General features: G+C 52.4%; 22 protein-coding genes. 10 read left to right on the top strand and 12 right to left on the bottom strand.

Features of this window, described 5'->3' with window-relative positions; genetic code table 11:
- Positions 1-12 precede the first annotated feature (12 nt).
- The 4 genes from V6U78_RS08475 to V6U78_RS08460 are packed head-to-tail and all read right to left on the bottom strand — an operon-like array spanning position 13 to position 2,105.
- Positions 13-921 (bottom strand): hydrogenase subunit MbhD domain-containing protein, encoded by a 909-nt coding sequence (locus V6U78_RS08475; RefSeq protein WP_405339385.1) that lies wholly within the window; start codon positions 919-921, stop codon positions 13-15.
- Positions 914-1,219 (bottom strand): cation:proton antiporter, encoded by a 306-nt coding sequence (locus tag V6U78_RS08470; protein WP_405339383.1) that lies wholly within the window; start codon positions 1,217-1,219, stop codon positions 914-916. The genes V6U78_RS08475 and V6U78_RS08470 overlap by 8 nt, the downstream gene beginning before the upstream one ends.
- Positions 1,209-1,553 carry a monovalent cation/H+ antiporter complex subunit F gene (locus V6U78_RS08465; protein WP_405339381.1) on the bottom strand — a complete coding sequence of 115 codons (345 nt, stop codon included), beginning with the start codon at positions 1,551-1,553 and terminating at the stop codon, positions 1,209-1,211. Before V6U78_RS08465 ends, V6U78_RS08470 begins: the two co-directional genes overlap by 11 nt.
- 12 nt (positions 1,554-1,565) lie before the next feature.
- Positions 1,566-2,105, bottom strand: coding sequence for a Na+/H+ antiporter subunit E (locus tag V6U78_RS08460; RefSeq protein WP_405339379.1), 540 nt, complete (start codon positions 2,103-2,105; stop codon positions 1,566-1,568).
- 254 nt (positions 2,106-2,359) lie between these two features.
- Here V6U78_RS08460 and V6U78_RS08455 point away from each other — a divergent pair, with 254 nt between their 5' ends.
- Positions 2,360-4,285 (top strand): methyl-accepting chemotaxis protein, encoded by a 1,926-nt coding sequence (locus tag V6U78_RS08455; RefSeq protein ID WP_405339377.1) that lies wholly within the window; start codon positions 2,360-2,362, stop codon positions 4,283-4,285.
- A gap of 103 nt (positions 4,286-4,388) precedes the next feature.
- On the opposite strand, the gene V6U78_RS08450 is transcribed toward V6U78_RS08455, so the two are convergent.
- The 5 genes from V6U78_RS08450 to prmB all read right to left on the bottom strand — a co-directional run bounded on the left by V6U78_RS08450 (position 4,389) and on the right by prmB (position 9,610).
- Complete coding sequence (locus V6U78_RS08450; protein ID WP_405339375.1) at positions 4,389-6,242, bottom strand: PHA/PHB synthase family protein; 1,854 nt, start codon at positions 6,240-6,242, stop codon at positions 4,389-4,391.
- A gap of 104 nt (positions 6,243-6,346) precedes the next feature.
- Entirely contained in the window at positions 6,347-6,775 is a 429-nt protein-coding gene (locus V6U78_RS08445; RefSeq protein ID WP_405339373.1) for a phasin family protein, read from the bottom strand.
- 213 nt (positions 6,776-6,988) lie between these two features.
- On the bottom strand, positions 6,989-7,231 hold the full coding sequence (locus tag V6U78_RS08440) for a DUF6489 family protein (RefSeq protein ID WP_405339371.1): 243 nt from the start codon (positions 7,229-7,231) through the stop codon (positions 6,989-6,991).
- Between the two features lie 200 nt (positions 7,232-7,431).
- Positions 7,432-8,532, bottom strand: coding sequence for a chorismate synthase (gene aroC / locus V6U78_RS08435; protein ID WP_405339369.1), 1,101 nt, complete (start codon positions 8,530-8,532; stop codon positions 7,432-7,434).
- A gap of 130 nt (positions 8,533-8,662) precedes the next feature.
- A complete protein-coding gene (gene prmB / locus V6U78_RS08430; RefSeq protein WP_405339367.1) occupies positions 8,663-9,610 on the bottom strand; it encodes a 50S ribosomal protein L3 N(5)-glutamine methyltransferase in 948 nt (315 codons plus the stop codon).
- 62 nt (positions 9,611-9,672) lie between these two features.
- On the opposite strand from prmB, the gene V6U78_RS08425 reads away from it, so the two are divergent.
- Entirely contained in the window at positions 9,673-10,230 is a 558-nt protein-coding gene (locus V6U78_RS08425; protein ID WP_405339365.1) for a Smr/MutS family protein, read from the top strand.
- 102 nt (positions 10,231-10,332) lie between these two features.
- Here V6U78_RS08425 and V6U78_RS08420 read toward each other — a convergent pair whose 3' ends face one another.
- Complete coding sequence (locus tag V6U78_RS08420; protein ID WP_405339363.1) at positions 10,333-10,797, bottom strand: chemotaxis protein CheX; 465 nt, start codon at positions 10,795-10,797, stop codon at positions 10,333-10,335.
- 224 nt (positions 10,798-11,021) lie between these two features.
- The gene (locus tag V6U78_RS08415; protein ID WP_405339361.1) at positions 11,022-12,464 is read right to left on the bottom strand and encodes a protein adenylyltransferase SelO; all 1,443 of its coding nucleotides are present in this window, start codon (positions 12,462-12,464) and stop codon (positions 11,022-11,024) included.
- 135 nt (positions 12,465-12,599) lie between these two features.
- Here V6U78_RS08415 and V6U78_RS08410 point away from each other — a divergent pair, with 135 nt between their 5' ends.
- From V6U78_RS08410 to V6U78_RS08375, 8 genes are all read left to right on the top strand, one after another.
- Positions 12,600-13,226: a LysE family transporter gene (locus V6U78_RS08410; RefSeq protein WP_405339359.1), complete on the top strand. Its 627-nt coding sequence runs from the start codon at positions 12,600-12,602 to the stop codon at positions 13,224-13,226.
- 19 nt (positions 13,227-13,245) lie between these two features.
- Positions 13,246-15,876 carry an ATP-binding protein gene (locus V6U78_RS08405; protein ID WP_405339357.1) on the top strand — a complete coding sequence of 877 codons (2,631 nt, stop codon included), beginning with the start codon at positions 13,246-13,248 and terminating at the stop codon, positions 15,874-15,876.
- The gene (locus tag V6U78_RS08400) at positions 15,854-17,602 is read left to right on the top strand and encodes a putative bifunctional diguanylate cyclase/phosphodiesterase (RefSeq protein ID WP_405339355.1); all 1,749 of its coding nucleotides are present in this window, start codon (positions 15,854-15,856) and stop codon (positions 17,600-17,602) included. The genes V6U78_RS08405 and V6U78_RS08400 overlap by 23 nt, the downstream gene beginning before the upstream one ends.
- A gap of 56 nt (positions 17,603-17,658) precedes the next feature.
- The gene (locus V6U78_RS08395) at positions 17,659-18,387 is read left to right on the top strand and encodes an ATP-binding cassette domain-containing protein (protein WP_405339353.1); all 729 of its coding nucleotides are present in this window, start codon (positions 17,659-17,661) and stop codon (positions 18,385-18,387) included.
- The gene (locus V6U78_RS08390; protein WP_405339351.1) at positions 18,387-19,925 is read left to right on the top strand and encodes a glycine betaine ABC transporter substrate-binding protein; all 1,539 of its coding nucleotides are present in this window, start codon (positions 18,387-18,389) and stop codon (positions 19,923-19,925) included. The genes V6U78_RS08395 and V6U78_RS08390 overlap by 1 nt, the downstream gene beginning before the upstream one ends.
- 126 nt (positions 19,926-20,051) lie before the next feature.
- Positions 20,052-21,704, top strand: a complete 1,653-nt coding sequence (locus tag V6U78_RS08385; protein WP_405339349.1) for a BCCT family transporter — start codon at positions 20,052-20,054, stop codon at positions 21,702-21,704.
- 154 nt (positions 21,705-21,858) lie between these two features.
- The gene (locus V6U78_RS08380; RefSeq protein ID WP_405339347.1) at positions 21,859-23,709 is read left to right on the top strand and encodes a DUF294 nucleotidyltransferase-like domain-containing protein; all 1,851 of its coding nucleotides are present in this window, start codon (positions 21,859-21,861) and stop codon (positions 23,707-23,709) included.
- A gap of 15 nt (positions 23,710-23,724) precedes the next feature.
- Positions 23,725-24,471, top strand: coding sequence for a 3'-5' exonuclease (locus tag V6U78_RS08375; RefSeq protein WP_405339346.1), 747 nt, complete (start codon positions 23,725-23,727; stop codon positions 24,469-24,471).
- Here the strand turns inward: V6U78_RS08375 and V6U78_RS08370 are convergent.
- A complete protein-coding gene (locus tag V6U78_RS08370) occupies positions 24,460-24,744 on the bottom strand; it encodes an Hpt domain-containing protein (RefSeq protein ID WP_405339344.1) in 285 nt (94 codons plus the stop codon). The two genes, V6U78_RS08375 and V6U78_RS08370, sit on opposite strands and share 12 nt — an antisense overlap.
- Positions 24,745-24,843: the final 99 nt, after the last annotated feature.

Genomic DNA, 24,843 nt, shown 5'->3' with positions numbered 1-24,843 from the left:
GCATTCTCCGTTTTAGGATACTTGAAGAGGAAGCGGCGCAGGGCTGGCTTCAAACAGGCTGTAGAGCAGCAGGGCTAAAGAACCACTGAGCACCAGCTCGATCGAGAGGATAAACGCGCCGGATACAGCGGTGGGCCACTCCAGAAACTGACCACCCAAGCCTTGAGCCAGCCAGCCAGCGGCGATAAAAAAGCCAAGCCCCACCACCGCACCCAAGCGAAACACCCAACCTGAACTTAAACGCTGTAAAGAAAAACCAGCCAGTTTGAGCAACACCAGCAAGGCGGCTAAAACCGCAGCGGATTGAAACGCGCCACCACTGCGATAGCTCCCGATCCATAGCAGATAGCTTCCGACCAACAGCATGACTGGGGCGAGCCATGCCAGCATGCCACTCAGTAGTGGAGAGTGGGCCTGACTGGCTGCGGGTTGATCCTCATGGCTCATTCTTAATGCCAAGCCCACCACCACGGCCACCAGCACCACGGCGACTTCCAGCAGCGTGTCATAAGCGCGAAACGCGAGCAGAACACCTGTAATGGGATGTTCTACCCCAGTCGCTGGCAAGGAGGTGGCTACCTGCTCAATCAAGCTCTCGCGCTCGGTTACAGGGTAAAGCAGTGCCGCGAGCAGACACAGGCAGAGCAATCCAGTCATCACCAACGGCAAGGCCAAGGATGGGTTCGATGGCCGGTGCGGCTCGCGCAAATGTCCCAGGGCATCCAGGAGCAAGACGCCGGTCAGTCCCGCACCTATCGCTGCTTCAGCCAAGGCCAGATCTGGGGCCTCCATGCGTATCCAGACCAAAGCCATTAACAGACCAAAGGCGATAAACATCACCACGGCTTGATAAAGCTGTCGTGCCACCAGTACACCGATGGCCAGCAGCAGCAGGCCACCCACTAAAAGCCAATCAATCATGATCCTCTCCTGAGCGTGGTGAAGGCGGATGGTGGGGTGTCTGGTTCAACACCAGATGACCAGCCAGCGCACTGGCTGCAATCGTTAGCAGCCAAATGAGCAGCAGTTTTAAGGCCCAAATCCCCTGCTCAGTGCCGAGGAGTAGGCCGCAGACCAGTAAACCTAAACCGAGGTTATCCACCTTGGTGAGGGCATGCAGGCGTGATGCTGTATCTGGGAAGCGCAATAAACCGAGGCTGCCGATGACAAAGAACATCGCGCCGCTGATCAAGAAAAGGGCTTGTAGACTAAGGAGCATTTGGCTTCTCCTCTGCTGATGCTGGATCAGAAGCAGGTTCAGAGCGGGTGTTGGACTGAGCAGGATCACCCGCCTTGGGTTGTTGTGGCTGGCCGCGAGCCACAAAAGCGACACTGGCCATCAAGGCGAGCAGGGCCAGCACTAAAGCTATATCGCGCAAGGCAGGCAGGTGCATCCACTGAGCCAGGAGCAGGCTTAGACCGACACTGGAGGTACCAAAGAGTTGTGCGGCCAGCATCCGATCAGCAGGCAGGGGGCCGCGCCAAATTCTGACTAGCCCCAGCAGGAGCGCAAACACCAGCAACAACGCACACAGAGCATAGATGCTATCCATGATGAGCTTTCCTTATACAGAAGAAACGGAATCTGTGGTGGGCAGCGGATAGCAAAAGATCGCCGCAATGGCCACTTCGGTTGCCCTGAACTGGGCTTCTAAATCCTGGCGCACATCCAGCGCATGGAGCTCTAGCTGAGGCCCCTCCAGCGAACGCGTGATGGTGCCAGGTAAGAGTGACAGGGTCATGGCGAGCAACCAACGCATCCGACCGGCAGGCAAGCGTGTTTGAAAAGACTGCCAGCCAGGCTCAATGGGCAGTCTGGGATGGAGCAAGCGCCAAGCAACATCGAACCCCGCGACAATCGAGAGACGCAAGAAAAAACCGACAAAGCGCAGTAAACCCCATAGCGAAAAGCGGCTTGCGGTTAGGCGCACAGGTGCCAAATGGGCCGCGATCATCAGCGCCAACAAGATGGCTGGCCCACCAATGATCCAGCTATGCAGTGCACCCTCAGTTAAGATCCACCACAGCAGCAGCAATAAAGAGGCACGCATCAAATGGGCCCAGATAACACGGCCTGTACTCAACCTAGGGCGAGATAGATTCATCGTAACTCCTGATATCCGTGGATGCTGGCAGTTTAGCATTCGGCTGCAAGTGACCCAAGCTAAGCAGATATTAAACTAAACCGTTTGTTAACAAAGAGAGGAAAAGCGCGAAGAAGTTCCCCAGCATGGGTGCATTTTCAATGAGTTGCGTCTATAGAATTCTTCTTTCTTGACCCCTGGGAGGTGGATTGATTAGAGTCATAGACTCCAAAGCCATGCGGATATGGCAATAACAACAAGGAGATCAGGGAAGCATGTTGAATCAACTCTCTATGATGCAGCGTTTACTCATGGCGGTCTTGTTACCGCTCCTCATTGGTTTTCTGCTACTCGGTCTTCTAGTGACCTCGCAGTTGAATCAAGCTGTCCCCCCATTGATTGAAGAAGGTAGCCGTCGTCAAGTCGAGGCGCGCGGCGCTGAAGTGGCGCGCTGGCTAGATGGCTATCGCATGTGGATGCAAGCTCTGTCCTCAGCCCATGAATTGCGTCATGCACAAACCTTGGAGGAGGTCGAAGGCTGGCTGATCGAGCAGCATGGCGGTGATCTGGCGGTGGAATCCTTCTTCTTTGCCCAACCTAATGGGCAGGCGCTGATCCATACCGGACAGCGCTTTGATATTAGTGGTCGTGATTACTTTCAAGAGTTACTGGTGCGCAAGCAGCAAGAGCGAGTCCTGACTCAGCCCTTGCTATCAGTGGTGATGGGTAACCCTGTGGCCGTGATGGCGCAGGTAGTTCGTGATTCTGACGGACAAGCGGTTGGTTTGCTGGGGATCTCCTTGTCGATGGAGGAGCTGTCGCAGATTGTCGCCAGTCTTGAGATGGGAGCCGGCAGCTATGGCTGGGTGGTGGATGGGACAGGCATGATGGTGGCTCACCCAGCGCCTCAAGCACGGATGCAGATCAATGTGACCGATGCTGATCGACATGGCTATCAAGGACTCGATCAGCATGGCCGCCGTTTTGTGCGTGGTGAAGCGGGTATGGGCGATATTTTGAATCTGAATGGCGAGTCGGTGACGATGGTGTGGAGCCCGATTCCCAACACGCCGCGATGGACGGTTGGTGTCTCGGTGCCGAGTCAGAATTTTACTGCAACCACCGAAGCCTTGCTGTGGAGTATCGGTCTGGTCATTCTCAGCGTGCTTGCGGCACTAACACTGATTATTGTCCTCGTGGCACGCCAGCAGGTGCGGCCGATTCAGCGTATGGTGGCGCGGATGCGCGATATTGCTCAAGGAGAAGCGGATTTGACGCAGCAGCTTCAGATCTCACGGCGTGATGAACTTGGCCAGCTAGCGGAAGCCTTTAACCAGTTTGTGGATCGGATTCGCCAGCTGGTCAGTGATATCGGTGGTACGGCACAGGAGCTGGCCGGCCATGCTCAGCGGGTAGAAAGTGCAAGCCTTAGCATGGGAAGCGATATGGATAATCAACAAAGCGAAGTGGATCAGATTGCTGCTGCGATGAATCAGCTGGTCGCGACGGTCGAAGAAGTCGCACGCCATGCGCAGGATGCCTCGATCGCTGCTCAGCAGGGTGGGCAAGAGACAGAGCAGGGTACAGAAAGAGTTCGCACGGTCGTGAGCTCGATCCAAGAACAGGCGGAGGTCATCCGCTCAACAGCCACCGAAGTTGAAAAACTGCAGCAATCCGGTGAGCAAATCGGTCAAGTCATGGATGTGATACGAGCTATCGCCGAGCAGACGAACCTGCTGGCGCTGAATGCCGCGATAGAGGCAGCGCGTGCGGGTGAAGCAGGGCGGGGTTTTGCCGTCGTCGCGGATGAAGTGCGTACACTGGCGGCGCGCACCCATGACTCCACAGAGCAGATTCAGGCCACTGTCGATCAACTGCGTCAGCGTATTACCACCGCAGTCGACTCCATGCGGGCCAGCAATGCCCGTTCTGATGCCACAACGGCGAATGCTGAGGCCGCTGGGCAAGCGCTGATTTCTATCACCTCTGGCATTCAGCAGATCGAAGGGATGAATATCCAGATAGCTTCTGCGACCGAGCAGCAAAGTAGTACAGTTGATGAGCTGAATCGTAATCTAGAGCGTATTGTCGCACTGAGTGGTCAGACGAGTCATTCGGCGCAGGATGTTGCTCAAAGTGGCACCCAGCTTAATCAGGTGGCGCAAGAGCTGCAGCAGCTGGTTGGGCGCTTTAAAGTCTAAGTCCTTCAAGAGCTTAATTATTTTCAGAATTGATTCAGCTCCGCGCTAACAAAAAAACCGAACCTGGCAGCAGGTTCGGTTTGTAGACACGCAAGGAAGCGGATTACTTCTCTGGTGTCAGTTCTTCTTGCAGCACTTCTGCAATGGTTTTACGAACATAGCTGCCGGGCGCAGCTTCAATCACACTCAGCTTGCCTTTTTCTGGCAGGCGTGCAGGCACCTGTTCCTCAGCCTTCACATGGCCTTGTTCCAGCATCCAGTTCTGCCAGTGAGGCCACCAGGAGCCTTCGTTCTTCTCCGCACCGGCAAACCAGCCGTCTGCCGTATCCGCCAGTTTTTTGTTGGTCCAGTAGCCGTACTTCACTTTATTGGGCGGATTCACTATTCCGGCAATATGCCCCGATCCAGATAACACAAACTCGACTGGGCCAGAGTGCACCTGGGCGCCCTTGTAGGTGGACTTCCATTGAGCGATATGATCCTGAATCGTCGAAACAAAGTAGGCGGGTGTTTTGATCTGACGCAGATCGATCTTCACGCCTTTGAGCTCGATACCCTCGGGTTGGATCAGACGATTATTCTGATACATATTGCGCAGGTAGAACTTGTGCATGGCTGCTGGCATATTGGTGCCATCAGTATTCCAGTACAACAAATCAAAGGCAGCAGGGCGCTCTCCCTTTAGATAGTTGTTGATAAAGAAAGACCAGAAAAGATCATTTTCGCGCAGCAGGTTAAAACTGAAGGCCATCACGCGGCCATCCAGGTAGCCAGTACGATCCAGTTGTTTTTCTATACCTTGCAGGCTGGACTCATTAATAAAGACCTTGATCTCGCCAGGCTCGGAGAAGTCCTGCAGTGTGGCCATATAGGTGACAGACTGAATCTGATCGGCCTGTTTTTGTGCTGCTAAATAAGCCAGGGTGGTGGCTGTTAAAGTGCCGCCAATACAGTAGGAGAGTAGATTAACCTTCTGCTCACCGGTTTGTTTTTTCACGGCTTCAATGGCTGCCAGGGTACCTTCTTCCATGTACTCTGCCCAGCCATAATCACGCATGCTGGGACCTGGGTTGGCCCAAGAGATAATAAAGACGCTGTGGCCTTGATCGGTGAGCCACTTGACCAAAGAGTTGCTTTCGCGCAGGTCAAGAATGTAATACTTGTTGATCCAAGGTGGCACAACCAGAAGGGGAGTTTTGTACTGCTTTTCTGTCGTTGGCTGGTATTGAATCAGCTGAATCAAGCGGTTCTGAAAGACCACCTGCCCAGGTGTCGTCGCCACGTTCTCACCGAGCTTAAAGGCGCTACGGTCGGTCATAGTGACATTCAGGCCTTCTGCGCTTTCTTTTAAATCCCGGGCAAGCTGTTCCATGCCTTTGAGCAGATTCTGGCCGCGTGTCGCCAGAGTGCGGCGCATCACTTCAGGATTGGTGAAAATCGAGTTGGAGGGGGAGAGGGCATTGACATACTGACGCGCATAAAAATCGAGCTGTTGACGAGTATGGTCACTGAGCCCTTCAACGCCATGCACGATATTCAGCAGACAACGTGCATAGAGCAGATAAGACTGTTTGATGAAGTTGAAGATCAGGTTGTCCGTCCATTCCGGATCAGTGAAACGCCGATCATCCTTGGCAGGCTCAATCACTGCTTCGACATTTTTTTCACCCAGTAGCTCGCGGGCTGTGGCCTGCCACAGTTCCATCTGACCTTGCATCAGGCTCATCTGCTCATCAAACAAGACCATCGGGTTACTGGTGAGCTGTTCTCCAAGCGATTGAAAATGTCCTGCCATATCGCTCATGACAGACATCGACGAGTCACTCATGCCACCTTCATTACGGCTGACAAGCTGCTCGATCACTGCTTGGTAGCGTTCGTTCGCCTTGGTCATCCATTCAAACATTTCCGCAGGATTATAAGTATCCTGCCCTTGATCTGAAACTTGATCGCTCATGCGTCTCACCCTCTGACTGTCCAGATAAAAAAGGGGCGCAGAGGCCCCTTATTGCTGTTCACGTCAGTGTTGCTGGCGTGAACTGAACATATGTCGCGCTCAGCTTATTTTGCCGCTGCAGCAGCTGGCTTAGCGGCTGGCTTAGCTTCAGCTTTGGTTTCTTCAGCTGCTTTATTGAAAGCCTGGCTGCGAGACTGTTCAAGAATCTTTTCAACTTCAGCTTTGAATTCCATGCTCATATCAGCCATGGTCTTCGCATCTTCAAGAATTTTCTTGCTCAGGTTGCTCATCATTTCAGCCTGAGAAGCGCTGTAATCGCGTACGGTATCTGCATCCTTGACTTCTGTCGCCTGCTTCATCTGTGACAGACCCATATGGCTATAAGCCTTCAGGGCTTCCAGTTGAAAGTCAGTCATTTTTTCCATGTTCTCAACCAGCAAAGCGTTGATTTTACGCATTGGGGTATAGAGGTTTTTGGTTTGCTCAGTGAAGGCGTTCATCATTTTGTCTTGCATGGCTTTATCTTGAATCATAGTCTACTCCATTACGTCAAGTGGTGGGCAAAAGCCCAGTATATATTGAACAGCCCTTGTACATTGATGTGCAAGTTTTGTTCATTTAAAAGCTTTCACAAACAGTCTGAAGACGGATTGTGGTGATCAAATGACATTCCTATTAAAGCTTAATGAAGAACTTTTTTAAAACTCCCTCTTATTAAACCCGATTTAAATAGATAGCTTATCTAGCTAGCTGGATTTCCCATAGCTCGACATCAGGTCCATCATCATTTTTTGATAGGTGTTGACTGAGTCAAAGCTCTGAGAAACAAAGGGTTTAAGAAGGGAGAGGGCATCGTAGCCTTCAACGCCAGCTTCCATCTGTTCTTGGATTCTGCGCATCAGTTCCTCTTGCAGGGGTTGTACATCAGGTAACCCCATCGCCTTACGGAACTCTTCAGGCGTCATATCAATTTCTACGTTCACTTTCACGGGACAACCTCTGTGTTAGTGCGTCCGACTTTGGTTCTATTTAACCAAGAAGTGTTGCTTAACGCAACTGCGATATAGTCGCTAAAAAGAACAGAAGTTTAAAAGGTAGCATAAAACTGGCCTATTGCGAGCATAAAAGAAGAAAAAACTCTTGTCTGCGTCAATAGGCCATTTATAAACTGCTATAGAAGGTAAAAAAATTAAATCACGCTAGGCGGGATCAAGGGGGTTGTAGAGTGGACGCGCGCATTCTGACCGCGATGGCGCAGTAGATGATCCATCAGTACCAAAGCCAGCATGGCTTCTGCGATCGGGGTCGCGCGAATGCCGACACAGGGATCATGGCGCCCCTTGGTGATAATCTCGCAGGCTTGCCCATGGCGATCGACCCCACGACCCGGTAGGCGCAGGCTGGATGTTGGCTTGAGTGCGATACTGACCAAAATATCTTGCCCAGTCGAAATGCCGCCCAGGATGCCGCCGGCTTGATTGCTCAGAAAGCCTTCAGGTGTCATTTCATCACGATGTTCGCTGCCTTTTTGCTCCACGCAGGCAAAGCCAGCGCCGATCTCGACGCCCTTGACGGCATTGATGGACATCATCGCATGGGCGATATCGGCATCAAGTCGATCAAAAATGGGTTCACCCAGTCCCACAGGGAGGCCTTCTGCAACGACATTAATGCGCGCGCCTATCGACTCGCCCTCTTTACGCAGTGCGTCCATATAGTCTTCGAGTGCTGCAACCTGGCTGGCGTCTGGGCAGAAGAAGGGATTACGTTCGACTTCATCCCAATCGAATTGGCTGATTTTGATCGGGCCAAGTTGGCTGAGGTAGCCACGAATTCGCACGCCATATTCTTCCAGTAGGTATTTTTTGGCGATGGCCCCTGCGGCAACACGCATGGCTGTTTCGCGTGCAGAGCTACGTCCGCCGCCACGATGATCGCGAATGCCGTATTTTTGCTGATAGGTGTAGTCAGCATGGGCTGGACGAAACTGGTGCTGGATCTCGCCATAGTCTTTCGAGCGCTGATCGGTATTTTCAATCAGCAGCCCGATCGGCGTGCCTGTGGTTTTGCCCTCAAAAACACCGGAGAGAATCTTGACTTGATCCGCCTCACGGCGTTGCGTGGTATGCCGGCTGGTGCCGGGTTTACGACGATCCAGATCAATTTGCAGATCGGCCTCGCACAGTGCTAAACCGGGTGGGCAGCCATCAATAATAGCGCCCAGAGCGGGGCCGTGGCTTTCACCAAAAGTCGTGACGGTAAAAAGACGACCGAGAGTATTGCCTGACATAGATGATACCTATCGTGTTCGTAAGTAATATGTTATGCAAGTCATTGAATGCACAGTGCTTGAGCCAGAAAACCCCTGATTCACTCTTGCGCTTGGTGGTGCTGCGCTGATGATGTTGATCAAAGCTTCCCTAGGTGAGCGCATCAAAAGCGGCTTGATGGATTTCAAGCTGCTCGGCGGTGAGCACAAAAACGCCCGCTGCATTGGCAGCAAACTCAACCCATAAAAAGGGAACCTCAGGCAGCAGAGCTTCAAGGTGAACCTGGCTGTTGCCGACCTCAACAATCAGCAGACCACCTGGATTCAGATGCTGTCGAGCGCGCTGAAGAATCACGCGCACCAGATCAAGGCCATCTTCACCTGCGGCGAGTGCCAACTCAGGCTCTTGATGATACTCATCTGGCATCAGCGACAGATCATGTTCATCTACATAAGGTGGGTTGCTGACAATCAGGTCAAAGGTTTCGCCTTGCAAACCACTGAAAAGATCGGAGGCACGTGCACTCACTCTGTCCTGGAGGTGGTGGCGCTCAATGTTCTCTTGCGCGACATCCAAAGCATCGCTGGAAATATCACTGAGGATCACCTCGGCAGTTGGAAAGGCATAGGCACAAGCAATACCAATACAGCCGCTACCTGTGCACAGATCCAGAATGCGTTGCGGTGGGTGCTCTTCACCAAACCAGGGGGAGAAGGCCTCTTCGATCAGCTCGTTGATGGGTGAGCGTGGAATCAGCACACGTGCATCGACTTTAAAAGGCAGTCCTGCAAACCAGCTTTCGCCCAATAAATAGGGGAGGGGGGTTCTTTCTTCGCAGCGACGACGAATCAGCTCGACCAGTTTTTCACGCTCTAGTTGAGTGAGGCGTGCATCGAGCAGGCGCTCATCGGTATCCCAAGGTAAGTGCAGGCTGCCCAAGACCAGATGCAGCGCTTCATCCCAAGCATTATCTGTGCCATGACCATAGTAGAGATTATGACAGTGGAACTGGGTGAGTGCCCAGCGGATAAAATCACGTAGAGTTTGCAGCTCTTGCACAAGTGAGGTGGTGGTTTGGTGGGTCAGAGGCGGTGTCATGGCGGCATCATTTCCTGTGTGATCATGTTAGGATATTCGCAGTCTAACATAAGGAGTCGATCGTGAACGAAGAGAGTGATTTTGCTGACGATCAGCAGCTCTTTCAACAGATGATGCAAGGTGTTAAGCGCCTTCAAGATGACCGGGCTGATGTGCGTCAATCGCCTGCTTTGACTGCGCTGAATGCGCGCTTACGCCAGCAGGCGGCACAGGCCGAGGTAGTTGATCTGGCCGAAATTGGTTTATCTGATGGTCAGGTGCGCCCCATCAATCCCGGCGATGAACTGCACTTTCATGTGCCAGATTTACCCTTAAGGAGCTGGAAGGCTTTAGTGCGCGGTGATCTGCCATGGCAAGAAGGCTTGGATTTGCATGGTATGACCATCGAGGCGGCACGTGCTGCCCTGGTTGACTTTGTGCGTGAGGGGCGACAGCGAGGTTTTAAATGCTTGTTGCTGGTGCATGGCAAGTCTTATAACCGAGAAGGTGAGTTGCCGAGCATTAAATCCCATGTGGCCGTGTGGTTGAAGCAGATGACGGATGTGCTGGCTTTTACCTCAGCTCGTCCTGCCGATGGCGGTACAGGCGCGGTGTATATTCTACTGCGCACTAAAAAATAACACCCTGCGGCTCTAGTCTAGTGATCTGAAAAAGGCCTGATCTGAGATCGGGCCTTTTTAATTGTGATGAAAAGAAGCAGGCAGGGCGATGCGTTGACAGGCTTAATCACGAAAGCAGACTTCGACCACAAAATCGCCGCTATCTACGTGAAAGGGCAGCAGGATTTTTGGCCCATAAACACTGTGTGTAATGGTGTGATTATCGCCCACAAAAGTCACTGGCTGAGAAAGATAAAAATCATAGCCTTTTTCAGCAAGAATCTTTTTAGCACCACCACAGACCATGTTGGTGATCTCACCGACTAGGTCGCGGATGGTGTCATCAACTTCGGTGATTTTTTCACCCAGCATGCGTTCAGCGATATCAAAAGCCACCGCAGCCGGAAAAGAAATCGCCAGGGAGCCAGTTGTGCTCTCACCCATCATGTCAACGAAGCCTGTGACCACGCCTCGCGCAAAGTCATCTTCTTTGAGCAGGGGCTTGCCAACCTGAGGTTGCATTTGGCACATCGTCCGCAAAACATTCAGCATGGCATGTAAAAAGGGATTGATAAAATCTGCACGCATCGATTCAGTCATCCTTCAGCAGTGGTCGGAGGGCTCTTCAGCTCAGCTTGATCAGTATATACTGCCCGCTTAACTTCTTCATGCAAAAAAGCACTCAAATTCAAAGGTCTTTCCTAAGAAGTTGCTGCTTATGATCAGTCTGATGACACCTGTATTAAAGCATAAATGAGCCTGAATGCGAGGCTGAATCTTTGTCTGAGGCTCTTTATTTTGATTTGACGCTATCAAGAAGAGCAAGAGAGTGCCACTGGCCAGCCTTTGGGTGGAGCCTGTCGATCAGTTTTTTGCACCCCTTCACTGTTAAAAGGTCGACGCAGCAAAGCATGCAGGCGTCTGACTTGGCTGAAATCACCCAGCTCTGCTGCCTCAATCGCTGCTTGCAGAAGATGCGTGCGCGGCACAATGCAGGGATTGTATTGGCAGAGCGCGGCCTGTCGTGCTTCTGCATCAGGATACTGAGCTTGCACGGCCTGCTGCCACTCCACCAGCCACATTCGCCATGCAGCTGATTGCGATGTCAGGCTCAGTGCTTGGGCGGTGTCTCCTTCAGCGAGGCGACGTAAAAAATCGGTCCAGTCGATCTCATCGCTGCGACACAGAGCCAAAAAGTCCTCAATCAGTCTTCTGTCTGCTTGGGCATCCACGCCTAGGCGTTGTGCTAAACATTGGTAGTAGGCCTGCTCCAGCTGAGGCATAAACAGCGCGAGCTGCTGATTTAACAGCTCGGTATCGACAAGAGGCGAAAAGGCCTGCGCAAGACGCACAAGATTCCAATGCAAAATGCTGGGTTGGCGATCAAAAGCATAGCGTCCTTGCGGATCACTGTGGTTGAAGGTGATCTGAGGCTGATAGTGATCTAAAAAGGCAAAGGGGCCGTAATCCAGTGTTTCGCCTAGCAAGGACATGTTGTCGGTATTCAGCACACCATGACAAAAACCATAGGCCTGCCACAGTGCCCCTAAGCGTGCAGTGCGCGCAACAACCTCGGCAAACAGCTGTGCATAGGGTGCCTCAGCCTCCAGTTGCTCTGGAAAGTAATGTTGGAGTGCATAGTCAGCCAATTGATGCAGGCCGCTCAGATCTTGCTGTATATAAGCATGCTCAAAATGACCAAAGCGCAGATGACTGGGTGTTAAGCGGAGTAAGGTGGCACCGGGTTCGTAGATTTCACGCCGGACGCTTTCTCCTGTTGTGGCGACAGCCAGTGCACGCGTTGTCGGGATGCCTAAGTGATGCAGTGCTTCGCTGCCTAAAAACTCACGAATCGAAGAGCGCAATACAGCGCGTCCATCGCCAAAACGTGAGTAGGTCGTTTGTCCTGCACCCTTGAGATGGACTTCCCAAGGTTGGCCGAGCTGATTGGTGAGTTCCACCATCAACAGGCCGCGCCCATCGCCTAAAGCGGGGTTAAACTGCCCAAACTGATGTCCAGCATACTTCATCGCGATAGGTTGGCTGCCCTCAAGCCTGAGTCTTCCGCTCATCCAATCCAACAGCGCCTTTTCATCGAGGGTGCAAGGATCAAGGTCAATCAGGCGGGCTGCATCCGTGCTCAAGGCAACCAGTTGGCTAGGGCCTGGAAACACTTCTGGCTGATGAGGCTGATAAAAAAGTGAGCCCAGTTGGGTGTAGCGTGGCGTGACCTTCCAGGCGTTAAAAAAAGACATGGGCTTCTCCGTCGATAATCTTGACTAATATACTCGGGTATAAGGGGTGGCGGGTCAAGTCATCGATGGGGTAGGACACGGGCGAGAGACCTGCTAATCTGCTTTTTTGGTGGATTTCAACAAAAGGAAAAAGTGATGAGTTGGGAAGTCTGGGTAACCTTTTTCATGACCAGCTGGGTGATCAGTTTATCGCCAGGGGCAGGAGCGGTGGCATCGATGTCGGCGGGCCTGAATTATGGATTTCGCGTGGGGTATTGGAATGCGATTGGCTTGCAGTTGGCGCTGATTCTGCAGCTGGTGATTGCAGCGGCTGGCTTGGGTGCTTTATTAATGGCTTCTGAATGGGCTTTTGGTCTGGTGAAGTGGTGTGGTATCGCTTATCTGCTCTATCTGGGTTGGAAGCAGTGGCATGCTCCTGTCCAGCTGCATCGTGATACCGACACTGCTGTGCAAGCTGGAGCACGCTGGGGTTTGGTGTGGCGTGGGTTTGTGGTGAATGCCAGTAATCCCAAGGCCATCGTGTTTATTTTGGCCGTCTTGCCACAATTTTTGGACCCGCATCAGCCTTTGCTTGAGCAATATGTGTTGATGGGACTCACGATGGTGGTGGTCGATTTGATCGTGATGGCAGGGTATACCGGCTTGGCCGCCAAGGTGCTGGGCCTATTGCAGCATCCACGCCATCAGGCGCTATTGAATAAAACCTTTGGTGGGACTTTTATTGCCGCAGGTTTATTGCTGACTAGTGCGAAGAGTAGTTAATCAACCATGAGATCCAGGCATGTCTTCATCCTTTCTCGTCCCCGATAATGAAGCCGAACGTCTGGCGCATTTACATGCTTTAGGCCTGCTCGATACAGCTGCAGAAGCTTCTTTTGATCGTGTGACTGAGCTGGCGCAGCAGCTTTTTCAAGTCAAAACCGTGCTTGTTTCTTTAGTGGATGCACAGCGCCAGTGGTTTAAATCCATCCAAGGCCTAGATTTTTGTGAGACCTCACGCGAGGCTTCTTTTTGTAGTCATGCTATTTATCAAGGCACCCCTCTGATTATTGAGGATACCCATCAAGATAGGCGCTTTCAGCAGCATCCTCTGGTCACTGGTGATCTTCAGGTGCGCTTTTATGCTGGTGTCCCTTTAAGCATCGAGCCTGGTCTGTTGATTGGCAGTTTATGTTTGTTGGGTCCACAGCCGCGCTCTTTTTCTGAACGGGATGTACAGACACTGTGCGCCTTGGCCGGTCAAGTTGAGGAGCTGATTCGTTTACATCAGCAGCGGCGCGAAGCCCAGATGCATCAGGCACGCTATCGTGCCATTTTGGATTCAGCAGCAGCGGGCATGATCCGCATCAATCAGCAGGGTCGCATTTTAGAGGTTAACCCCTTCGCTTCGCAGTTACTGGGCTATCCTGCTGCTGAGCTGATAGGGCAGAAGATCAATCGCTTAATGCCAGCGCGTTGGGCTGATCATCATGACAGCTACTTGACCCATTTTTTGCAAACAGGCGAAGCGCGGATTATTGGTCAAGGGCGTGAGGTGGAAGCCTTGCACCAACAAGGGCATACACTGCCCATTCACCTAGCCGTCAGTGAAATTCCCAGTGTAGAGACAGATCAGGAGCGTCAATTTATTGGCATCTTGTCTGATTTGCGCGCGATTCGTGCGGCTCAGCAGGCCGAACAGCAGGAAAAAAATCTACTCAAAGTGCTTCATCAGGGGATGACGGATTATCAAGCCTTGATTTCTCAAGATCGTTTGTGGGCCTTTCTCAAGGATGCCTTGCGACAGCTCACACACAGTGACTATGCGCTGATAGGCGAAGTCTTGTCTGTTGATGCGCAACCTGCACTCAAAATTCATGCGATCAGTGATCTTTCTTGGAATGCGCAATCACAAGCCCTGATGCAAAAGCTGATGGATGGCGATATGTTGCTGAGTCGCCCAAATACCTTGCTTGGCCAGGTCTTTGTGGGTGGCCAGTTGGTGATTGATAATCAGATGCGAGAGAGTCAGCGTCAGATGTACCTTCCTGCTGGGCATCCAGAATTAACCCGCTATATGGGTGTCCCGATTTATGATCAAGGTGAAGTCATCGGTATGTATGCGGTTGCCAATGGCGACATGGATTACCAGCCTGAGCTGGCTGACTGGTTAAAGCCTTTTACCAGTAGTTGCGCGTTATTGATACGTCTTTATCGCCAGATGCAAGAGCGTGATTCGATGAATGAAGAGTTGCGCGAAGCCAAAGAAGTGGCTGAACAAGCCAATAAAGCCAAGAGTGATTTTTTGTCTTCGATGAGTCATGAGCTGCGTACTCCGATGAATGCTATTTTGGGGTTTGCGCAGCTGTTGCAGGCAGGTAAGCAGCCTTTAACCGAGCGCCAGCGTCGCCAAGTTCAGCAGATTTATAAAAGCGGCCAGCATCTGCTGACGTTAATTAACGATGTACTGGATTTAGCACGCATTGAAGCCGGCAAGATGCGGGTTTCTCTTGAAGTCCTGGATCTGAAAGAAGTCCTGTCTGCGACTCTGGAGGGTTTGCAGCCGATTGCGGATCAGTATCAGGTCAAGTTGTTCAGCCGACAGACAGCTTCTGCGTGGGTGATGGCTGACTTTACGCGTTGCCAGCAGGTGTTGATCAATCTGATTACCAATGGCATTAAATACAACCGACCAGGTGGCCAGGTTGAGGTGCTATTAGAGCCAGAAAAAAACCATTGGCGAATTCTAGTTAAAGATACAGGTCAAGGACTTACGCCTGTCCAGCAAGCAGAGTTGTTTCAGCCTTTCCAGCGCTTAGGGGCGGAGGCTTCTGGGATTGAAGGGACAGGTGTGGGGCTGGCGCTGACACGTCAACTGGTGGAGTTGATGCACGGCAGTATCGGTGTCGTCAGTACGCCCGGGCAAGGGAGCACCTTTTGGTTCGAGCTGCCAGTAGCCACGCCGCCATCATCGCTTAGCCTGCACAGCGAGCCTGAGGTCAATGCGCCATCCATGGTTTGGCAGTTGCTGTATGTTGAAGATAATCCCGTTAATCAGCGCCTGCTACAAGAGTTTATCGAACAGCAGCAACGCTATCAGCTCAGCATTGCCAACTCTGCTGAAACGGCCTTAGAGCTGGCGCTCACTGAACCACCGGATGTGATCTTGATGGATTTAGATCTGCCAAGGCTGAGTGGTGTGCAAGCCAAAAGAATGTTGGCTCGTTACCCTGCAACACAAGAGATTCCAGTGATTGCCGTCTCTGCGTTAGGAAGATCAACCTGTTCCGAATCACTGACGGCGGCTGGTTTTGCTGCCTATCTTGAAAAGCCCTTTGATTTCAATCAACTGCAACAACAGCTTGAGCGGGTGTTGTCTGCTCGTCCCCAAACAAAGCAAGGAGAGGCCGATGCCACTGAATCAGCAGGCTGATATCCTGATTGTCGATGACCATGCCGTGAACTGCGAACTGTTGATGAGCCTGCTGGAAGACGAGGGGTTTACCGAGGTAGAAGCCCTGCTCGATCCACGTTTGGTGATGCCGCGTTTACAGCAGCGCCGTCCTGATTTGATCTTTCTGGATATTAGAATGCCGCATCTTTCTGGATTGGAGTTGTTATCCCAGATGCAAGCTCAGTGGCCGGAGACCTTGCCGCCGGTGATTGTGTTAACCGCCAATACGGATCAGGAAACGCGTCATCAAGCTCTGGCTTTGGGCGCGCGTGACTTCCTCACTAAGCCCTTTGATCACCAAGAAGTGGTGCAGCGTTTGAGCAATATCTTGCAGGAGCACCTGCGCTTGCAGCAGCAGCGAGTTCGAGCCGATCAGCTCGAAGCTCTTGTGGCTGAGCGAACACAAGAGCTGGCGCGTCAGGCGGTCACGGATTCCTTAACTGGCTTGCCCAATCGTGATGGCTTGTTGCAACGCCTGGGTGAGCGTTTGCAGCGCGGGGAGGATCAACTGGTGCTGTTTTTTGTTTTTCACGGCATCAAAGAGATGACCCGACTACATGGTCTTGAAGTGGCCGATCATCTGACTCAAGCCTTGCGTGATCAAGCTTTGGCACATCAACAAGAGGGTGATCAATGGGGTGTGTGGAGCCAAGGTGAATGGGTACTGTTGCGCCCTTGCCCTGCGGTTGAGCAACTAGAGTCAGAGGCTTTAGAACAGCAGATCCAGCCGCTGATTCACCAGTTGCGTCAACCGCTGTATTTTCGTCAGTTCCGTTTGGCGGTGCAGGTGCGTGTTGGTGCCAGTGCTACCTGTGGGCCGCGCAATGCAGAAACGCTGATTCGCCTTGCCGCCTTGGCCGTGCCCAAGGAATTTAATCGCTGGCAGGAGTACAGCCCGGCGCTAGAAGCCAGCTTGCAGCGTCAGCTCAGTCTGCAAGAGGCGCTGGATCAGGCCATCAGCCAGCAGCAGCTGTCGTTGGTCTTCCAACCCAAAATCTGGGTGCCTGAGTTAGCTTGTCGAGGAGCAGAAGCCCTGCTGCGTTGGGAGCATCCAGAGCTAGGGCGAATCTCGCCTGCTGATTTTATCCCTTTGGCAGAGCAAACAGGGCAGATCATGGCACTTGGCCGTTGGGTGCAAGAGGCTGCCTGTCGCCAGCTTCAGGCATGGCGTGATCAACTCCCCGCTGATTTTGTACTGGCGGTGAATGTCGCCAGCCAGCAACTGGCTGATCCTGACTTTGCTCAGCAATGGCTGGCGACGCTTGCGGATTACCAGTTACCGCCAACAGCGCTCGAGATCGAGGTGACAGAATCAGGTTTAATGCAGGATATGGATGAGGCACTCAAGCAGCTGAGTCAGTTAGCCGAAGCCGGGGTTTCTATTGCCATTGATGATTTTGGCACTGGTTATTCTTCACTGGCCTATTTGAAAAACCTGCCTGTCTCCGTATTGAAGATAGATCGTGCTTTTATTCAGGATATGCATGTTGATCCACAAGCCGCGCAGCTGGTCGATACCATCATCCAGCTGGCGGCCAGTATGGGATTTATCACGGTGGCAGAAGGGGTGGAAGAAGAGGCGCAGTTGCACCAGTTAATGGCCCAAGGTTGCCCGATTATTCAGGGGTATTATTTTTCACCCCCTGTGCCGGCCAGAGTTTTTCTTGCGCAACTGAACAACACAGATTGGCCTCCTTGCCCTTGACCTGCTGCCCTCTGGCTGTTTAAGTGCTGACTCACTCACTGTACTTGAACTCAACTATGTCTGAATTTTGTGTCGAATTTCGTCAAGTCAGCCAGTTTTTTGGCCGCCAATGTGTTTTTAAACAACTCGATCTTCAGCTGCCGCAGCAGCAGGTCACCGCGTTGGTTGGCCCAAGCGGTTGCGGTAAATCCACCCTGCTGCAAATGATCAATGGCTTGATCTGGCCGCAAGCAGGAGAGGTGCGTGTGCTGGGGGTTCCCTTAGATTGGCAGCGTCTCTCTGAGCAAAGAAGAACCATGGGCTATGCGGTGCAGCATATCGGCCTGTTTCCGCACTGGACGGTGCGTCACAACATTTGTGTGATGGCAATCTTAGAGGGCTGGTCCTCAGAGCGCCAAGCGGCTCGTCTCGACAAGCTGCTTGATTTTATGCAGCTGGATGCGGCGTTGTTAGAGCGTTATCCGCATCAGATCTCGGGAGGTCAGGCACAGCGTGTTGGCTTATGTCGCGCGATGTTTCTCGATCCGCCCTTGCTCTTGTTGGATGAGGCTTTTTCTGCTGTCGATCCGATTACCAAGGTGGATGTTCATGCGCGCTTTCAAGCCATTCAGGCTGAAGAGCCACGTAGCGTGGTACTGGTCACCCATGATATGCAAGAAGCACTGAAGCTGGCCGATTGGTTGGTGGCTTTGGCTCCAGGAGCGGTGTTACAGCAAGGTACGCCTGCGCAGATTCAAGCTCAGCCTGCTCATCCGCAGGTGGCACGTTTACTGGAGGCACGCTGATGTTACTTCAAGCAGGGCGTCTGTGGTGCAGGCTTGGATTAAAGGGGATGATGCCAAGGCTGATTCTGGGTTTGCTGTTGAGCGGGCTGGTGTCAGCTGCTCAGGCACAGCTTGTCACCATTGGCTCTAAAATGGACAGCGAAGGGCGCTTGCTGGGCGAGATTTTTGCTCAGAAACTGGAGCTGGATGGTTTTGAAGTGCGACGACAACTTGGGTTGGGGAGCACTTCCGTGGCTTGGCAGGCGCTGCTGAATGGGGATGTTGATCTTTATCCCGAGTACACAGGCACTCTGGCTTTAAGCCTGCTGGGTCAGGAGACCACCCCTGAGTTGGCCGAACTCAATAGCTTGTTGGCGCCGCGTGGCTTAATGGCGTTACCTGCTCTGGGTTTTAACAATACCTATGCGCTGGCGATGCAGGCTGAACTGGCGCAAGTGCGCCAGATTATGACCATCAGCGATCTACAAGATCATCCTGATTTGCGTTTAGGCTTGTCGCATGAGTTTATCCAGCGTCAGGATGGCTGGCTAGGTTTGCGCTTGGCTTACCAACTCCCGATGATGCCCCGTGGTATAGAGCATGGGCTGGCCTATGAGGCCGTGCAGGCGGGACGCATCCATCTGACCGATGCTTATTCGACAGATGGCGATCTGCAGCGCCTGAATCTGCGCTTGCTGGAGGATGATCGCGGCTATTTCCCTCAGTACCTTGCCTTACCCTTGGTGCGAGCTGATTTGCCACTGGCCGCGCAAGTCAGTTTGAGTGCCTTGGCAGGACGCTTGAGTGAAGAGCGGATGCAGGCGCTGAATGCCCGTGTTGCCCAGCAAGAAGGCAGCTTTGCTCAGGTGGCGCATGATTTTCTGGTCGAAGAGGGCTGGATTGAGGCCGATCAGCGCCAAATCAGTGGGCGCAAATGGGATAAGCTGGGGCAAAATCTGCTCGAGCATATTCAGCTGACTTTTTTAGCCCTCTTGCTGGCCTGTCTGGTAGGCTTGCCGCTGGCGGTGCTGGTCTACCGCTCACCCCGTTTAGCCCAGGGCGTCCTTTATACGGCTGGCTTGCTACAAACCATTCCCTCTATCGCTTTGCTGGCGCTGATGATCCCTTTGTTGGGTATCGGTTTTTTACCCGCGATTGTGGCCTTGTTTCTCTATTCCTTGCTGCCGATTGTGCGTGCTGCGATCACAGCCTTACTGACAGTCAATCCTTTGCTGGTCCAAGTCAGTCTGGGTATGGGGATGACCCGCTCAGAGCAGTTGCGTCATGTCTTGTTGCCCTTGGCCGCGCCTAATCTTCTGGTGGGGATCAAAACAGCAGCGATCATCAATATCGGCACAGCCACTTTGGCTGCCTTTATCGGTGCGGGTGGATTGGGTGAGCCGATCGTGACTGGGTTAGCGCTCAATGATCATACGCTGATTCTGTATGGTGCGATTCCAGCCGCTTTACTGGCCATCATGACTGAGCTGGCATTCCACCTTGCTGAACGACGCTGGATTCCTGCGCACCTGCGCGGTGTGCCTTCAACGCGCCTTTAAAACCTGGTCTCAGGCTGTGGTCGGTCTCGGTAGTTGACTGGCGAAGCAGAAGAGAATGCTGTAGGGTAAAAAAGACACATCAATAGAAAATGATGTTTTTAAAGCTAAAATGGAGCCTATTTGACGATGATAGACGATCAAAAGCCCTCACAAGAGGCTGAGAAGGATCCGATGATTCCTGATGGGAAGGTGAACCCCATCGATACGGATTATCAAATCGGACAGGATAATATCGCGGTTCAGGTAGGGCCCTTTGGCCTCGATATCCATAACCGTGTGTTTGCTATTTCAGGCTTGGCGGTCATTGCCTTTGTGCTGATCACCTTGATTTTTCAACAGCAGGTCGCCCCTTTATTTGGTGATCTGCGTGGTTGGCTAACGTCCAATTTGGACTGGTTTTTTATTAGCGCCGCCAACGTTTTTGTTTTGCTATGTCTTTATCTGATCTTCTCCCCCTTAGGGCGCGTGCGCTTAGGCGGTACTGAGGCCACGCCTGACTTTAGCTATCTGGGCTGGTTCTCGATGCTTTTTGCGGCAGGCATGGGCATCGGCTTGATGTTCTATGGGGTCTCTGAACCCTTATCGCATTTCTCAACGGCCTTAGGTGGCACTAGCCTTGAAAATGGTGTGCGCACCGATTGGGCTCCTTTGGGTGCGGCAGGTGGTGATGCTGAGTTAGCAACACGCCTTGGGATGGCGGCCACGATTTATCACTGGGCTTTGCATCCTTGGGCTATCTATGCCGTGCTGGCGCTGGGTTTGGCGCTCTTCTCTTTTAACAAGGGGTTGCCGCTGACCATTCGCTCGGTTTTTTATCCTTTGCTGGGTGAGCGTGTTTGGGGTTGGCCTGGGCATGTGATTGATATTCTCGCGGTATTGGCGACGCTCTTTGGTTTGGCGACTTCCTTGGGTCTGGGGGCCTCGCAAGCTGCCGCAGGTCTGCACTACCTGTTTGGCTTGCCCGAAGGCAACACGACCGAAGTTTTGCTGGTGATTGGGATCACTCTGATTGCTCTGGTTTCAGTCGTGGCGGGGCTAGAGGCAGGTGTGAAACGCCTCTCTGAGATCAATATGGTCTTGGCCGCCTTGCTGATGCTGTTTGTGATTATTGTTGGCCCCACCTTGGCTATCGTGACGGGCTTTTTCGATAACCTGCTTGCCTATCTGCAATACCTGCCTGCATTGGCCAATCCAGTCGGGCGTGAAGACGTGAACTTCTCTCAAGGCTGGACGGCCTTCTATTGGGCTTGGTGGATCTCCTGGTCACCTTTTGTAGGGATGTTTATTGCGCGTGTCTCGCGTGGGCGGACAGTGCGTGAGTTTCTGATTGCTGTGCTGCTGATTCCTTCTTTAGCCTGTGTTTTGTGGATGACCGTTTTTGGCACCACCGCGATTACACAATATTTGGCGGGCTTTCAGGATGCGGCTTCAGTCGCCCTGCCTTTGCAGCTCTTTACTATGCTAGATGTGCTGCCTTGGGCGCAGGTGACTTCCTTTATTGCCATTGTTCTGGTCGTGGTCTTCTTTATTACCTCGTCTGATTCAGGCTCTTTGGTGATTGATACCATTGCCGCTGGCGGTAAGGTGAATGCACCAACACCTCAGCGCGTTTTCTGGTGTACCTTTGAAGGCCTGGTCGCGATTGCGCTGATTCTCGGTGGTGGCCTAGTGGCTTTGCAGGCGATGGCCGTATCCACTGGGTTTCCGTTCACGCTGGTGCTGCTGATGTCTTGTGTGGCTCTCGTGAAAGGCTTGGCCAGTGAACCTCGATCCGTGTGAACCGAATCTCTGATCAACACGGTCGATCATCATGTTACGACAGGCGGAGCATCAGGCTCCGCTTTGTTTTTGGATCTTTTCAAGTAGCGGGTGCAGGGCTGGGTCATCATCACTCAATATCGACCCGCCAGTGCATCTCATCCTGAGGTGGGGCATGGAAGTAGAGCATTTAGAAATCGTCGATTTTTTGCGCGCTCATGCGCCGTTTAATGTTTTGCCGGAAGAAGTGCTGGGTGAGATCGCAGCGCAGGTGGAGATTGCCTACTTTAAAGAAGGCGCGCAGATCCTGACCTTTAACCAAGAAATAGACGCCTTGTATGTGGTGCGCTCTGGTGCAGTAGAGGTCTTTCGTCGTAATGGCGATTTGTATAACCGCCTGAGTGAAGGCGGCTTCTTTGGTGAATTTGGTCTGTTGCGCCATCGCAAGGTGCGCTTTCCTGTGCAGGCGTTGGAAGATACGCTGGTGTATTTGATCCCAGAGCCCTTATTTGCGCAGCTTTTTGAGCAGTACGAGCTGTTTGCCGATGGGGTTGAGGTAGAAGATCGCACGCGCCTGCGTCAGGCGGTTTCTCGCCGCGAGGATGCCAACCAGCTGATGACCTCGCGTGTGGTCAGGCTGATCAGTCGTGAGCCAGTGATGCTCGATCAACAGGCCAGTGTGCAGCAAGCGGCGCAGATGATGCGCGATGAGCGGGTTTCTTCGCTGCTGATTACTGCCGAAGGGGTTGAGCAGGTGGTGGGAATTATCACCGATAAGGATTTGCGTAATCGGCTGATTGCCGAAGGCTTGTCTTATGATGTGCCTGTTGCGAAGATTATGTCACAAAATTTGATCACCATTGATGCGCGTCAGTTTGTCTTTGAAGCCATGTTGGAAATGCTGCGCCATAATCGCCACCACCTGCCGGTGATGCGTCATGGCAAGGTTGTGGGCGTGATTGCCTTGGCTGATTTAATCCGCTATGAAACCAAAAACAGCCTTTTTGTGGTGAGCAGCATCTTTCGGCAGCAGAGCGTTGAAGAGCTGGCGAGCTTGAAAGCCGATGTGCAGGCCAGCTTTGTGCGCATGGTCAATGAAGATGCGAATTCGCAGATGATCGGCTCAGCGATGGCGGTGATCGGGCGCAGCTTTAAGCAACGCCTGCTTGAGTTGGCTGAGCAGGAGCTCGGCCCACCGCCAGTGCCCTATTGTTTTCTGGCGCTGGGCTCGATGGCGCGGGATGAGCAATCCATCGTCACTGATCAGGACAATGCCTTGTTGCTCGACCCGCGTTTTGATCCAAAACAGCATGATGCCTATTTTGCCGCTCTGGCCAAGTTTGTGTGTGATGGCTTGGCTGCCTGCGGTTATAGCTACTGCACGGGTGGCATTATGGCGACCAATCCCACTTGGCGGCAGCCGATTCATGTTTGGGAAGACTATTTTACCCGTTGGATTACCCACCCTTCACCGGAAGCGCTCTTACATAGCTCGATCTTCTTTGATCTGGATGGTGTTTGGGGCAAGGTGGAATGGGCCGATCAATTGAAAACCAAAATTCTGCGCCTGACCCAACGTCATCCGCGCTTTCTGGCCTGCATGGCACGCAATGCGTTGAATCGCACCCCACCCTTGGGATTTTTTAAAGATTTTGTCATGGAAAAAGATGGCAAGCAGCGTGATTCGATTAATATCAAACGCCGTGGTACTGCGCCTGTGGCCGATGTGATACGGGTACATGCGCTGACAGTGGGCTCGAATGCGCAAAATTCCTTTGATCGTTTACAGGATGTGATTAAGGCCAATATTCTGCCCCCAGGCCGTGGGCCTGATTTGCGTGATGCCTTGGAATTAATCGCGATGGTCAGGATACGCCATCAGGCTCTGGCGCTCGAAGAAGGGCAGGAGCCAGATAATAATGTCGCACCAGAAAACCTTTCTGATTTTGAGCGTAAGAATCTAAAGGATGCCTTTCAGATCTTAAGCCATGCGCAGAAGTTTCTGAAATACCGCTATCCGCTATAAAAAGAGAGCTGCGCGATGTTCTATCTTGATCCAAAAAAGCTGCGTGATCCCGAGGCTGCAGCCGCAGATGTACCGCAAGATTGGCCTGCTTTTTATCAGCAAGCCGCCCAGAGTGCGCGTGATCCTCGCTTACGCGCCTTTTATCAGGCTGGAGTGGTGGCTCCTGAGACGCCCTTGCATCAGGTGCCTTTGGTGGCGATGGATTTTGAAACCACAGGGCTGAATCCACATAAGCACAGTATTGTCAGCATTGGGCTGATTCCTTTTCATAGCCAGCGTATTTTTTGTGCACAGGCACGTCATTGGATCGTTAAACCGCTGAGTGGATTGAATCAAGAATCCGTGGTGCTGCACGGTATTACGGATGCCGATGTGCAGCAGGCCCCCGATCTGGATCGTATCCTAGAGGATGTGCTGCAAGCCTGTGCCGGACATCTGGTGGTGGTGCATCATCGCGGGATAGAACGCCCTTTTTTAGCTGAAGCCTTGAGAGCCAGAATTCAAGAAACCCTATTGTTTCCGATGATTGATACGATGGCGCTCGAAGCACGTTGGCATCGGCCGCCGCAACGCTGGTGGTCACGCTGGTGGCGATCCCAGCCTGTCTCGATTCGATTGGCAGACAGCCGCGCGCGCTATGGTTTGCCGCGTTATCGCGCCCACCATGCACTCACGGATGCACTGGCCACGGCAGAGCTTTTTCAGGCGCAGATCGCCCATCATTTTGATCCTGATACCCAGATCAGTGAGCTATGGGGTTGAACTCAGTGCTTTTAATTCAGCGATGAGTCTTGTATAAGCAAGGTGAACCTTCTCCTTGTCGGTGTGATTTTTAAGGGCATCCTCACAAGCCTTTGCGGCTTGGTATAAATGGCTCAGCTGATAACTGCCCGCTGCACCGGCAAGCTGATGGATATAAGAGACCAGCTGATCCTGTGTTGTGACTTGATGAGGTTGCTCCTGCCAGTTTTGCCAAGCCTGCTCTATCTGCTGTTGGCGTTCTGGGAGTCGATCGACCATCATTTTTTGAAGCATAAGAAATTCAGGGTCTGTATACATGGGCTTCTCTTGCTCAATCTTGGCTGTGAGTCGAGTTAGATCAGTAGCGGCAATAAAAACCTGATAGAATACAAG

The organism is Marinospirillum alkalitolerans (genome assembly GCF_045055655.1).
Lineage (GTDB): Bacteria > Pseudomonadota > Gammaproteobacteria > Pseudomonadales > Halomonadaceae > Marinospirillum > Marinospirillum alkalitolerans.
Note: the sequence above shows the minus strand (reverse complement) of the source record. Positions and strands in the feature narration are given on the sequence as shown.